Source organism: Haloplanus aerogenes, assembly GCF_003856835.1.
GTDB classification, from domain to species: domain Archaea; phylum Halobacteriota; class Halobacteria; order Halobacteriales; family Haloferacaceae; genus Haloplanus; species Haloplanus aerogenes.
Map to the genome: position 1 here is coordinate 1,544,422 of NZ_CP034145.1, position 11,298 is coordinate 1,555,719.

An 11,298-nucleotide genomic window follows, 5' to 3' on the forward strand; every position below is an offset into this window, starting at 1 on the left:
CTGTACGCCGCACGCCGATCTACTCGTGTTCGGGCGTACTGACGCCGGCGCCCGTCTCCCAGCCCCGGATCAGCGCCGCGAGCGTGCGGTTGATCGGCGCAGACGCGCCGGTCGCTCTGGCTCGATCTACCACGTAACCGTTGATGGCGTCGATCTCGGTGCGACGGCCGCGCGTCACGTCCCGGTGCATCGACGATCGATTGCGTGCCGTCTCGCGTGCGACGGTCGCGACGGCGTCTTTCGCCGTCTCGTCGGCGAGGTCGACGCCGTCCGCCCGCGCGACCGTCGCCGTCTCGACCGCCGCCGCCCGCGCGAGGTCCGCGAGCGGTCCCGGCTCGGCCAGCGCACCGTTTGCGACCCGCGCGAGCGCCGTGACGGGATTGATCGCGGCGTTGATCGCCAGTTTCTCCCAGAGTCGACGCCGCATATCGGCCGCCACCTCGGTCGGCAGGTCGGCCGCACGAAACGCCGCCGCCACGCGCTCGGCCGCCTCCGCGTCGTCCGCGGGTCGCCACGGGCCGAGCGTGATCGTTCCCCGCCCGGTCCACTCGACGTGCCCCGGATCGGCCAGTCGCGCGCCGCAGGTCGCCGTCCCCGCGAGGACGGGCGCGTCGACGTGGGCGGCGAGTACGTCCTCGTTCCCCATCCCGTTCTGGAGGGATAGCACGGCGTCGTAGTCGCCGTTCGCGAGGACCGTCGCCGCCGTCTCGGTGTCGTAGGCTTTCACCGCCACGACGGCGAGGTCGGCGCTCGCACCCGTGGCGTCGGTCGTCGCCGCTGGGGACACGTCGAGCGTCTCGACGCCGGTGATTCGGAGGCCGTCGCGCCGCACCGCCGCGATATGGGGGTCACGCCCGACGAGCGTCACGTCGTGCGTGCGTGCGAGGAGGCCGCCGACGAGGCTGCCGAGACTCCCGGCGCCGAAGACGAGAATATCCATTCCCTGCTTACGTCCCCTCTTCGAACGGCTGAACGACGACGAATCCCTCGTCTCCCGTGAATTCGAGCTGGTAGGTTTCCTCCGAGGACTGCCCCACCAGATCGCTCAGACTCCGGTTTACGTCGGCGCTGGGCGAGAGCGACCCGCTCCACGCGACGGTGGCACTCGGGTCGGTACGGACCGGCGGGCGCAGGACGACCGGGTCGCCGTGAGTGGTGATCGCCACGTCGCCCGGACCGGTGAGGTAGACGTTGGTCAGGCCGCCGGCCGACGATCCGGCGAGGCTGTCGATCGTGCCGATCTCGTAGTCGACGGAGGATGCGAACGCGAGGACGTCGTTCCCGTTGACGGAGACGGACTCCCCGTCCGCGAGGTTGATGATTCCCACCTCCTTGCCCTGATCGGCGAGGTAGAGCCGTCCCGTCCCCTGGGCTTCCATCACGTCCGTCCCTTCGCTCGTCGCCTTGCTCTTCAGAAATCCGGTCACGCCTCCCTCCGCGGAGGCCTTGCCGGAGAACGTCACGTCGCCGCTGTAGGCGACCATCGACCCCGCGAGGGCCGTTACCGACCCGTCGAGGTCGATCGAGAGAAGTTTGCGATTCTGTAGCTGGAAGGTGTCTCCCTCTTGGGTCGGTTCGTTCGCTGTGGCGAAATCTTCGAGTGTCATCGTCGGTCCGAGCCGCGTGCGGCGACTCGTCTCGCCTTTCCCCACATGGTGTCAAATGAGTGTTGGTCGGATCCCCCGTCTCCGGCAGATTTTGCTATCATTGGAGATAATCGGACCGGTGCATTTATATTAGTTGACGGGAACTCACAGCTATGTCAGCGACGGGCGACGAGAACACGACGGTGACGACGGCCCCGCATCAGTACGATATCGACTGGGATCGGCGCGAACCGGTCAGCTTCGCGGTGCAGGCGGCGCTCGGTGAACTCGAAGACTGCTCGCCGACGGATCTGGCGCCGCTCGCGGATTACGTCGATCCGGACGCGCTCGAAGCCTTCTTCAGCGGGCCGCCGGCCGAGGTGGCGACCCGAAGCCTCACGTTCGACTACGAGGGGTACACGATTCACGTCGACGGCAGCGGTCAGGTTCGCATCGACTGACTGCTACTCTTTTCACCGTCCGTCGTTCTCGGGCGTGTACGGGCCTGAAACCGCGACACGCCGACGGCTGGAGTGGCGACTCGGATATTCACAACATATATACTTCCCTCTGGCTACCATTCTTACGTATCCAGCCGAGAGTTACACCGACGGGCGGTCCTCGTCGCCGGTTCTCACCGCCACAGCACGCCTCCATCCATGCCAGCTACACACCGATCACTCCTCCTCGTTGGACTCGTTGTTCTCGCTACAGTCGCCGCGACGGGTATCGTCGCCGGCCAGTCCTCGTCAGGCACTGTCATCGGTCGCCCCGACATCGAGGTGTTCACCTCGACGACCGAGGTCGAACCCGGGACCGAGACCGACCTCGACCTCGTCATCTCGAACGACGGCCAGTTGCGTCGCGGCGGTCCGGCGGAACACGAGAGTCGCGTCACCACCGCCCGCGGCCTCGCGGTCGAAGTCGAGGACGGCGAGACCCCGTTCGAGATCAACACCGGTCGCGTGGCCGTCGGTGAGGTCCCGCGTGGGACGACCCCGGTCGACCCCATCTCGATCACCGTCCCCGAGGATGTCGATCCGGGTCGGTATCGCATCCCCGTGACGGTCTCTTACAGTTACACCGTCAGCGTCGAGTACAACTCGGTCGGTTCCCCCGAGTACAACGACCTCACGCGCGAGACGACGCAGTATATCACCGTCCGGGTTCGCAATCAGGCACAGTTCGATGTCGTCGATACGACGACGACGAGCCAGATCGGTGACACCGGAAACGTGTCGGTGACGCTCCAGAACGACGGGACGCGGCCGGCCCGCGACGCGAGCGTCGTCCTCGACTCGCCGACCGACGAACTCACCTTCGGGAGCGGCTCGGCCAGTTCGACCGGCTACGTCGGTACGTGGGAGCCGGGCACGAACGCGACGGTCGAGTACACCGTCTCCTTCGACGACGACGCGGCACTTCGGAACTACAGCCTCACGGCGACCGTCGAGTACGAGGACACGGACGGCATCGCTCGCACCTCCGAACCGCTCGCAGTCGGCCTCCGACCCGTCCCCGAACAGACCTTCGCGCTCCGTGAGACGAACGCCACGCTCCGCGTGGGCGAGGAAGGAACGTTCGCCGGGACTGTGGTCAATCGCGGCCCCGACACTACCCGTCAGCCCGTCGTCGTCTTCCAGTCGACGAACCCGAACGTCGACGTCGAGTCCAACGAGTACGCCCTCGATACGCTCGATCCGGGCGAGGCGGGCGCGTTCGAGTTCGACGTGGCGATCAGCGACGGCGCGAGCGCCACCACCCAGCAGTTCAACGTCACGGTGCGCTACCGCAACGAACGCGACGACGTGCGCCGGAGCGACTCGCTCAACGAACGGGTGGTGTTCGAACCGCAGCGTGACCGCTTCCGCGTCGAGGCGATCAATCGGACCGTCGTCGCGGGGCAGACGACGACACTCGAACTCCGCGTGACCAACGAGGGCGACGAGCCACTCCGCGACGTGGAGGCCAAGGCGTTCGTTCAGGACCCCCTCAGTAGCGACGACGACGAGGGACTCGTCTCTACGCTTGCACCCGGCGAATCCGCAACCGTCCTCGTCAGTCTGAGTGTGGGTGGCTCGGCGGTGGCGCAAAAGACCTACCCCGTCTCCGTCGACTTCCAGTACGAACTCCCGGACGGCGACACGGAGGTGTCGGAGACGTACCGTGTCCCAGTCACGGTCGAACCACAGGAGCGGCGCGGATTCAGCCTCCCCTTCCTGCCCATCACGCTCGGAGCGCTGGCCGTGGTGGGTGTCGGGTTGTTCGTCTGGCTTCGACGGGATCGGAATAGTGGCGGGCTCTGACACCCCTTCGAACGAGTATCACTCTTGAGAACCCGGCGCCCGCATTTATTATGGGGTGGCGCAAAGCCCGTCGCAATGACCGAACCGACCACGGAGCCCGATTCGGCGGCCGACGACGCGGCCGACCTCGACGAGGAGATGGTTGCGACCCTCGAGAACATCGACACGTCCGACGTGTCGTCCGTCGCGTCCGCTGCCGAGGACGCTCAGGATACCGAGGCGGCGTCGCCGTTCGACGCCGCCGTGGACGACGACCCGGCCGACGACGAGTCGGAGACGGAGGACGACGAGACGATCTCCGTACTGGAGTTCGTTCTGGCCGACGAGCGCTACTGTCTCGACATCACCTTCATCGAGCAGATCGTCGAGCGCGGGACGGTCACGCGGATTCCGAACGCGCCCGACTTCGTCGAGGGCGTCATCGACCTCCGCGGGGATATTACGACGGTCATCGATCCGAAGGAGACGCTGGCGGCGGACGACGCGGAGGACGGCGAACTGATCATCGTCTTCGACTCGACGCGGATGGACGACGAGTGGAGTGTCGGGTGGGCCGTCGACGGCGTCCGTCGCGTCTCGACCGTGTCGCTGTCGGAGGTCAAGGAGTCGCCAGTCGACGAACCGTGGATCAACGGCGTGGTCAAGCGGGACGACGACGGCGAGTTCGTCATCTGGACCGAGCCGGGCGAACTCATGCGCACCGACGGCGGCGACGAACCGTAGCCGACCTTATCGTCGTCGGAGCAGTTCGGGCAGTCGCACGCGGTCGAGGCCGTCCTCGGGGACGACCGTCGGTTCGGGACGGGACATCATCTCCGGGCGGCCGGTTCGGGATGGCGGGCCGCCGTCGTCATCGCTGATTTCGAGATCGGCCGTCTCGACGACCAGTTCCTCCCAGACGGCCGTCGATTCCTCGGCCGTCCGGCCCGACGCTTTGCGCCGTCCTTCTTCGTAGGAGAGTTCGATCAGGCTCCGTTCGTAGGTCGTATCGGCGGCTTCGCGGACTCGTTCGTACTCCTCGCGATTCGGTTCACCGAGGCTCCGAGCGACGCCGAGTGCGAACGCGCGTTCGAGCGCGCCTTCCTTGTCCAGGTCGTCCCAGTCGGTGTCGAACTCGGATTCGTACATCTATGCCTCTAATTTCCGTTCGGGCCGGATGTGCAGACCGTCGTCGTCGAACTCGACGGGGTGGATGTTGCTGTCGATGTCCGTTCCGCGCATCTTGATGATCTGGACGCCGCGGTGCATGCCGTCGCTCTCCATGTAGTTGTGCATGAAGATGACGCCGTGGGCGAGGTAGTGTTCGTCGGCGTAGGACGTGGGGTCGGTCATCTCGGAGATGAGGAGCGTCGTCGCGTCGACCCGTTTGAGCGAGGTGAGAAACTGGACGAAGGCCTCGTGGTTGTCGGGGTAGAAGTACTGGAGGATCATCGTCGAGTCGATGACGAGGCGGTCGATTTCCCGGGAGTTGATGAACCCGACCAGTCGGTTCGTCATGTTCTTGACGCCGGACGAGAAGTCGTTGCCGCCGGGGCCTTTCAGGAGTCGTTTCGCGTTCGAGTCGAAGACGTTTCGAAACTGGAATTTCCCCGACTGCGCCGCCTTCTCGAAGCCGAAGTCGTAGGCGCTCATGTCGTGGGTCAACTCCGCTTCGGTCTCGTGCATGCTCAGAAAGAGGCACTTCTCCCCCACCCGGGCTCCCTCGGTGACGAACTGCGAGGAGAACGTTGTCTTCCCGCTTCCCGGTGGTCCGCTGAGAATGTACAACCGATTCCGGAGGAGTCCCCCGTCGACGAGTTCGTCGAAACCGTCCACACCGGTGGAAAGCCTCATTGCTCGGAACTCGGCGGTCCGAATCAAATAGGTTGCGCCCGGGTTCTCAGGCATGAAAATCGGGGCACGCCGACTTACGTTCGACAGTACGAGCGGCGTCCGTTGCACGCCATCACCGCGTTGCGAATTTATTTCAGGCAGTCCACGCAACTATGTGTCGTAATGACCGAGTTGACACGAACTGGGATCGAGGGGCTCGATTCGATCCTCGGTGGCGGGATCGTCGATAACGCGACCGTACTGATCAGCGGGAACCCGGGGACCGGAAAGAGTATTCTCGGCCTCCAGTACATCTACAACGGCGTACAGGAGTTCGACGAGAAGGGTATCTATCTCTCTTTCGAGGAGAACGCGGAAGACATCGCGCAGGCTGCCGAATCCATCGGGTTCGAGAACTGGCGCGAACTGGTCGAGAACGACGATATCCTCGTCTACGACAAGCAGCGCCTTCTCCGGCACAACGACTTCAACGACACGCTGGAACTGTTGCTGGACGAGTTCGAGGAGATGGAGTACGAGCGGCTCGTCCTCGACTCGCTGACGATGTTCGAACTGTTCTTCGCGGACGAACAGGAGAAGCGGACTTATCTCCTCAAGTTCTCCGACATCCTGAAAGCCAACGGCCTCACGTCGCTGCTCATCGCCGAGCAGTCCGCCGTGTTCCCGGAACAGGACATCGGTTTGGAGAACTTCCTCACCGACGGGAACATCTACCTCATCCAGACACCCACCGAGTCGGGCGTCAACCGGTACATCTGGGTCGCCAAGATGCGCAAGCAGGATATCGAGACGGACATCTTTCCGATGGACATCACCGACGGGGGGATCACGGTCCACGAACGCGCGGCCGGCTTCTCGATGATGGGCCGTCGCGACGACCCCTTCCCCGGGGAATAGCGTTCCGCCGGCTACGCGGGACTCACCGACTGCATCGAGGGTTCGTCCGACAGGCTACTACTCCGACAGCGTCCGCCAGGCCTCGTCGAGCCGGTTCTTGATCCGCCGCCGCTCTTCGACTTCGACGGATACGTCCCCCTCGCTGAAACTCACGACGACCTCCTCGATGTTTCGACGGTAGACGTTGACTCGCCGCCGCTCGTCGGACAACACTCGATCGTGGTGCTCGAGCAGGTTAGCCTCCTGCAGTTCCTCTATCCGACGGTAACAGGTGGCGATCGGTACGTCGAGTTCGTCGCTGAGTTCCTGGGCCGAGCGCGGTTCGTGAGCGAAACTCAGTATTTGCGGGTTGTACTCGTTGCCCAGAACCCGCAGCATCTCGATCCCGTCCATTCGTTATCAGTTTAGATATAGGGGAACACCATAAAATGTACCGTCGGACGCGTGCATGACATGGTCGGACGTGACACCAACCACGACTCCGATCCCGGGGGTATCAGCACTGAGAATATCACGATCAGATTTATAACTCGGTGCGGCAACTTCACTCACGAAACTCAATGCTCGTCGTCGAATACCTCTACCTCGCCGCGACTGGTGTCTTGGTCCTGTCCGGATTGACGATGGTCGGCATGGCGATCAAGGCGTACCTCCAGACAACTCGCCGTGCGATGATCCACGTCTCGCTCGGCTTCGGTCTCATCGCTGCCGCCGCAATTGCGACCGCGATCAGCGCGTTCGTCACCGACTTCGAAGGGGTTCGCTCGCTCCTCTTGGTCAACAACGGGCTCTCGTCGCTCGGCTTCATCCTCGTCGTCTACAGCCTCATTATCTACGACTGATAGTCGGGGTTGCGCGGAATTTGGGGGTTTCGACGGCCTGAAACCTGAATTTTCACGAGTGATATTTTGGTACGTAGCTTTATTACTGTTTTCGAGAACGATACGAGCAGAGCCCGCGGGCACCACGACCCCGGGTTGTACAATCAACGATGTTCGAAGAACGAACTGACAGGGGTCAGGTCGGTATTGGGACGCTCATCGTGTTCATCGCGATGGTCCTGGTCGCGGCGATCGCGGCTGGCGTTCTCATCAATACGGCCGGCTTCCTCCAAACGCAGTCAGAACAGACGGGTCAACAGAGCAGCGCGCAGGTAACTGATCGGCTCGAACCGGTCTCCAAAACCGGCAACGTCTCGTACTACAACAGCTCGAGCGACATCACGCTGACCGAGAGCCAGGCGAACGCCTCCATGGACAACACGTCGCTGGCGGTCAACGAGGTGTCGCTGGTCGTCCAGAAGTCGCCGGGCGCGAGCGACATCAACATGAGCGCGACGACGTTCGAACTGATCGCGCCGAACGGCACCGATCGCTTCGCGTTCACCAACGGCACCGCGATCAACCGAACCGGCGCGACCGGTCCGGACGATCGGACGCGAGCGCTCCAGGACAACGACAACTCGCTTGACGAAAGCCGTGGATCGGGACTGATCCTGAACAGCCGCACCGACCGGCTGGTCGTGACGATCAACATGACCGCGCTCGCGCAAAAGGACGCGTTCACCAACGGACCGCTGTACTCCGGCGAGACGGCGACGCTCCGCATCAACACCGAGAGCGGTGCCACGAGCATCATCCGAATTCAGGTGCCACAGTCGCTCTCCGGCGAGCAGTCGGTCGAACTCTAAATTCGACCACCCGACTCCACCGAATCTTTATGTTTTCACCCGCGAAAGTGGAAACACTGCCTAGCGCATGCCATCCGACTCAGACGACTCCGTCTCGGAACGCGGCAAGGTTCTCACCGAGGAGGAGTTAGACCTCACCAGACACGACAACGTCTCCGAACTCGACGACGGCCGATACGTCGTCTCGACCGGTGGCTCGACGAGCGACGAGGCCACCGAGGCGCGAGAGCAGGCCCGCGAGGCCCGCGACGCTCTCGACCCAGTATCCGATGATGCCGACGCCGAGGATGACGAACCGCAGATCTCCGAGATGGATGTCAACGCCTGGCTCGAAGACCACTTTCGAGAGATCGACGCTCAGTACGGGTTCCACGCCACGGCGAAGTTCGACGATGGCGTTAGCCGCCACCAGGTCGTCTCGAACGACGTGGTTACCAGCTTCGAGTCGCTGCTGATCTGGTACGCCCAGCACGTCGGCGGCGGGACGCCGGTCGAAGATGTCCTCGGCATCCTGCTCGCCGAGTCGAGCGTCTCCGTTCGCTACCCGGTTCGGACGCTCGCCGGCTTGCTCAAGCGGTACGATCTCGACCGTGACGACTCTATCGGTGATCTCCTCGAGGCCGTCTCCGACGAACAGGCCGTCGAACTGGCCGAGGATTGAGGCTGCCGGTCGACCCGCCAACATCGGCAGTCTCTCACGGCTGGCCTGACCGCCTGCCCGCATCCGTATCAACGTTGAGAATCGCGCCCGAGTCTTTATTTATTGAGTCGCGAATCTTCGCCACAGATGCCACCGCAAGTACTACTCGTCGACGACTCGGATTTCATGCGCAACCTCTTGCGCGAGATTCTCGAAGAGAACTTCGAGATCGTCGGGGAAGCCGAAAACGGCGTCGAAGCCGTCGAACTCTACCGGGAACACGATCCAGACCTGGTGATGATGGACATCGTGATGCCGATCCGTGACGGGATCGAAGCGACGAGCGAGATCACTGGCAGCGACCCCGACGCGAACGTCATCATGTGTACCAGCGTTGGGCAGGAGGAAAAGATGAAAAACGCCGTGAAAGCCGGTGCGGACGGCTACATCACGAAACCGTTCCAGAAACCGAACGTGCTCGAAGCCATCGACGACGTCGTGGCCTGACAATGCGGGTCGATATCCAGTCGCTCGGCACCTACAACCGCCTCGCACAGGAGGGGGCGGAACACGCCGCAGCGTCGCTGACGCAGATGACGGGCATCGAGACGTACGTCGACGTGACCAACGTCACGCTGATGTCGAAACGCGACGTGGAGGACGTGTTCGGCGGGACGGAGTTCGTCGGCATCCAGATCGGTCTCGGCGGCGGGTTGTCGGGCGAGACGGCGCTGGCGTTCGACCGCAGTAGCGCCGCGAGCATCGTCGACGTCCTCGTCCCTGGCGCGACCGCCGGCGACGACGACTCGTTCGACGAGATGGCCCGGAGTGGCGTCAAGGAGATCGGCAACATCATGATGGGCGGGTTCGTCGACGGCTGGGCCGACTATCTGGCCACGAGCGTCGACATGACACCGCCGACGTACGTCGAACGCGACGGGACCGACGTACTCCCCAACGGTGCGCTGGAACGCGCCGAGGAGGACCACGTCTTCGTCTTCGAGAGCCAGATGACGGCGGTCGACGAACAGATCGACGCCTACATCTACATGCTGCCGGAGTACGGCGCCTTCTCGGAGATGCTGGAAGCCAGCGACGACCACGAGGACGCCATCCCGATGGACAAGTTGACCGTCTTCGACGAGATGACTCGACAGGGCGCCGAACGCGCCGCCGAGAACGTCTCGTCGATGACGGGCATCGAGACTGACGTGGACGTGAGCCGACTCAGTTTCGTCCCCATCGAGGACGTGCCGAACACAGCCCGGGACGAGGTGTATCTCGGGACCGTCATGGAGTTCAAGGGGACGCCGGGCGGCTACCTCGCCATCCTGTTCGACGAGCCGTCCGCGCGGACCATCGTCGACGCGACGGTGCCGATGGAACTCGACGACCCTCTCGGCGACATGGGTGAAAGCGCGATTCAGGAGATGGGCAACATCATGACCAGCGGGTTCATCGACGGGTGGGCGAACGTGCTGCAGACGAGCATCGACCACACCCCGCCCGAACTGGTCCACGATCTCGGGACGGCCATCCTCAGTCCCATCGCGGGACGGCTCGGCCAGTCACAGGAGTACGCCTTCCTGATGGATTCGACGGTCGTCACGCCGGAGGGTGAGTTCAACTGCGAGATCTACGCGATCCCCGACGAGCAGAAACTCAAGCAAGCGCTCGACTCCCTGCTGGTCGAGCGGAGCGATCAACTCGAAGCGAACCGAGAATCGCTCTTCTAACATGAAGACGTACGGCGAGAAGCCGGCGTCTGCGCGGACGCGTCAGCGGGTCGGGATCGCCGATTTCGCGGTGACGACCAACGGGGCCATCCTGACGACCAGCGGCCTCGGCTCGTGTCTCGGCGTCTGCCTCCACGACGACCGGGCAGGGGTCGCTGGACTCATCCACGTCATGCTGCCGACCGCGCCCGACGATGCACCGAACGCCGCGAAGTACGCCGACACGGGTATCGACGCCGTGTTGCAGACGATGTGTGCCGAGGGCGCCGCCGTCGACGACGTCAGGGCGAAACTGGCCGGCGGGAGCGCCATGTTCGAGTTCGACAGTCAGGACGAACCGATCGGCGAGCGCAACGTCGCGGTGGCCCGGACGATGCTTGATCGACGGGGCGTCCCTATCGACGCCGAGGACGTTGGTGGCAATGCGGGCCGCTCGATCCGCTTTCACGGCGACACGGGCGCGCTCCTGATCAAGTCCGCCGGGGACGAACGACGATTGTGACCCCGATTTGCCCGTAAACGGCCGTGTTAGGCGTCAGACGGCCGTCATACAAGTATCAAAATTGATAACTGAAGGACAACGATTAAAGTACGGGAGGTCCATCAGAAA

15 protein-coding genes are annotated in these 11,298 nt (G+C 63.5%); 10 read left to right on the forward strand and 5 right to left on the reverse strand.

Annotation, left to right across the window (positions count from 1 at the left end):
• Nucleotides 1–19 precede the first annotated feature (19 nt).
• Nucleotides 20–940 (reverse strand): ketopantoate reductase family protein, encoded by a 921-nt coding sequence (locus DU502_RS07845; RefSeq protein WP_121918837.1) that lies wholly within the window; start codon nucleotides 938–940, stop codon nucleotides 20–22.
• A gap of 7 nt (nucleotides 941–947) precedes the next feature.
• Nucleotides 948–1,607, reverse strand: a complete 660-nt coding sequence (locus DU502_RS07850; protein WP_121919457.1) for an AIM24 family protein — start codon at nucleotides 1,605–1,607, stop codon at nucleotides 948–950.
• A 152-nt stretch (nucleotides 1,608–1,759) separates the two neighbouring features.
• Between DU502_RS07850 and DU502_RS07855 the strand changes: the two genes are divergently transcribed.
• The 3 genes from DU502_RS07855 (at nucleotide 1,760) to DU502_RS07865 (ending at nucleotide 4,615) form a co-directional block, all read left to right on the forward strand.
• Entirely contained in the window at nucleotides 1,760–2,047 is a 288-nt protein-coding gene (locus DU502_RS07855) for a HalOD1 output domain-containing protein (protein WP_121918838.1), read from the forward strand.
• Between the two features lie 198 nt (nucleotides 2,048–2,245).
• Complete coding sequence (locus DU502_RS07860) at nucleotides 2,246–3,892, forward strand: COG1361 S-layer family protein (RefSeq protein WP_241966746.1); 1,647 nt, start codon at nucleotides 2,246–2,248, stop codon at nucleotides 3,890–3,892.
• A gap of 75 nt (nucleotides 3,893–3,967) precedes the next feature.
• Nucleotides 3,968–4,615, forward strand: coding sequence for a chemotaxis protein CheW (locus tag DU502_RS07865; protein ID WP_121918839.1), 648 nt, complete (start codon nucleotides 3,968–3,970; stop codon nucleotides 4,613–4,615).
• A 6-nt stretch (nucleotides 4,616–4,621) separates the two neighbouring features.
• Here the strand turns inward: DU502_RS07865 and DU502_RS07870 are convergent, their stop codons facing one another.
• Both DU502_RS07870 and DU502_RS07875 read right to left on the reverse strand, forming a co-directional pair.
• The gene (locus DU502_RS07870; RefSeq protein WP_121918840.1) at nucleotides 4,622–5,020 is read right to left on the reverse strand and encodes a hypothetical protein; all 399 of its coding nucleotides are present in this window, start codon (nucleotides 5,018–5,020) and stop codon (nucleotides 4,622–4,624) included.
• Entirely contained in the window at nucleotides 5,021–5,725 is a 705-nt protein-coding gene (locus tag DU502_RS07875) for an RAD55 family ATPase (protein ID WP_121918841.1), read from the reverse strand.
• Nucleotides 5,726–5,887: 162 nt separating this feature from the next.
• Between DU502_RS07875 and DU502_RS07880 the strand changes: the two genes are divergently transcribed.
• Nucleotides 5,888–6,622, forward strand: a complete 735-nt coding sequence (locus tag DU502_RS07880; RefSeq protein ID WP_121918842.1) for an RAD55 family ATPase — start codon at nucleotides 5,888–5,890, stop codon at nucleotides 6,620–6,622.
• Nucleotides 6,623–6,679: 57 nt separating this feature from the next.
• Here the strand turns inward: DU502_RS07880 and DU502_RS07885 are convergent, their stop codons facing one another.
• Nucleotides 6,680–7,015 (reverse strand): winged helix-turn-helix domain-containing protein, encoded by a 336-nt coding sequence (locus tag DU502_RS07885; RefSeq protein ID WP_121918843.1) that lies wholly within the window; start codon nucleotides 7,013–7,015, stop codon nucleotides 6,680–6,682.
• A gap of 167 nt (nucleotides 7,016–7,182) precedes the next feature.
• Between DU502_RS07885 and DU502_RS07890 the strand changes: the two genes are divergently transcribed.
• From DU502_RS07890 to DU502_RS07915, 6 genes are all read left to right on the forward strand, one after another.
• On the forward strand, nucleotides 7,183–7,464 hold the full coding sequence (locus DU502_RS07890) for a DUF7521 family protein (protein WP_121918844.1): 282 nt from the start codon (nucleotides 7,183–7,185) through the stop codon (nucleotides 7,462–7,464).
• Nucleotides 7,465–7,676: 212 nt separating this feature from the next.
• Nucleotides 7,677–8,312, forward strand: a complete 636-nt coding sequence (locus tag DU502_RS07895; protein WP_394338911.1) for a flagellin — start codon at nucleotides 7,677–7,679, stop codon at nucleotides 8,310–8,312.
• A gap of 67 nt (nucleotides 8,313–8,379) precedes the next feature.
• Nucleotides 8,380–8,973, forward strand: a complete 594-nt coding sequence (locus DU502_RS07900) for a DUF7500 family protein (protein WP_121918846.1) — start codon at nucleotides 8,380–8,382, stop codon at nucleotides 8,971–8,973.
• Nucleotides 8,974–9,099: 126 nt separating this feature from the next.
• Nucleotides 9,100–9,459 (forward strand): chemotaxis protein CheY, encoded by a 360-nt coding sequence (cheY, locus tag DU502_RS07905; protein WP_049936755.1) that lies wholly within the window; start codon nucleotides 9,100–9,102, stop codon nucleotides 9,457–9,459.
• A 2-nt stretch (nucleotides 9,460–9,461) separates the two neighbouring features.
• Nucleotides 9,462–10,688 (forward strand): chemotaxis protein CheC, encoded by a 1,227-nt coding sequence (locus DU502_RS07910; protein ID WP_121918847.1) that lies wholly within the window; start codon nucleotides 9,462–9,464, stop codon nucleotides 10,686–10,688.
• 1 nt (nucleotide 10,689) lies between these two features.
• On the forward strand, nucleotides 10,690–11,190 hold the full coding sequence (locus tag DU502_RS07915; RefSeq protein ID WP_121918848.1) for a chemotaxis protein CheD: 501 nt from the start codon (nucleotides 10,690–10,692) through the stop codon (nucleotides 11,188–11,190).
• Nucleotides 11,191–11,298 lie beyond the last annotated feature (108 nt).

Excerpts from the sequence above, each read along its gene's own strand:
- cheY (WP_049936755.1), top strand. The coding sequence starts at position 9,100 with ATGCCACCGCAAGTACTACTCGTCGACGACTCGGATTTCATGCGCAAC.
- DU502_RS07895 (WP_394338911.1), top strand. The coding sequence starts at position 7,677 with ATGGTCCTGGTCGCGGCGATCGCGGCTGGCGTTCTCATCAATACGGCC.
- DU502_RS07885 (WP_121918843.1), bottom strand. The coding sequence starts at position 7,015 with ATGGACGGGATCGAGATGCTGCGGGTTCTGGGCAACGAGTACAACCCG.
- DU502_RS07855 (WP_121918838.1), top strand. The coding sequence starts at position 1,760 with ATGTCAGCGACGGGCGACGAGAACACGACGGTGACGACGGCCCCGCAT.
- DU502_RS07850 (WP_121919457.1), bottom strand. The coding sequence starts at position 1,607 with ATGACACTCGAAGATTTCGCCACAGCGAACGAACCGACCCAAGAGGGA.
- DU502_RS07890 (WP_121918844.1), top strand. The coding sequence starts at position 7,183 with ATGCTCGTCGTCGAATACCTCTACCTCGCCGCGACTGGTGTCTTGGTC.
- DU502_RS07880 (WP_121918842.1), top strand. The coding sequence starts at position 5,888 with ATGACCGAGTTGACACGAACTGGGATCGAGGGGCTCGATTCGATCCTC.
- DU502_RS07860 (WP_241966746.1), top strand. The coding sequence starts at position 2,246 with ATGCCAGCTACACACCGATCACTCCTCCTCGTTGGACTCGTTGTTCTC.
- DU502_RS07915 (WP_121918848.1), top strand. The coding sequence starts at position 10,690 with ATGAAGACGTACGGCGAGAAGCCGGCGTCTGCGCGGACGCGTCAGCGG.
- DU502_RS07845 (WP_121918837.1), bottom strand. The coding sequence starts at position 940 with ATGGATATTCTCGTCTTCGGCGCCGGGAGTCTCGGCAGCCTCGTCGGC.
- DU502_RS07865 (WP_121918839.1), top strand. The coding sequence starts at position 3,968 with ATGACCGAACCGACCACGGAGCCCGATTCGGCGGCCGACGACGCGGCC.
- DU502_RS07875 (WP_121918841.1), bottom strand. The coding sequence starts at position 5,725 with ATGAGGCTTTCCACCGGTGTGGACGGTTTCGACGAACTCGTCGACGGG.
- DU502_RS07910 (WP_121918847.1), top strand. The coding sequence starts at position 9,462 with ATGCGGGTCGATATCCAGTCGCTCGGCACCTACAACCGCCTCGCACAG.
- DU502_RS07900 (WP_121918846.1), top strand. The coding sequence starts at position 8,380 with ATGCCATCCGACTCAGACGACTCCGTCTCGGAACGCGGCAAGGTTCTC.
- DU502_RS07870 (WP_121918840.1), bottom strand. The coding sequence starts at position 5,020 with ATGTACGAATCCGAGTTCGACACCGACTGGGACGACCTGGACAAGGAA.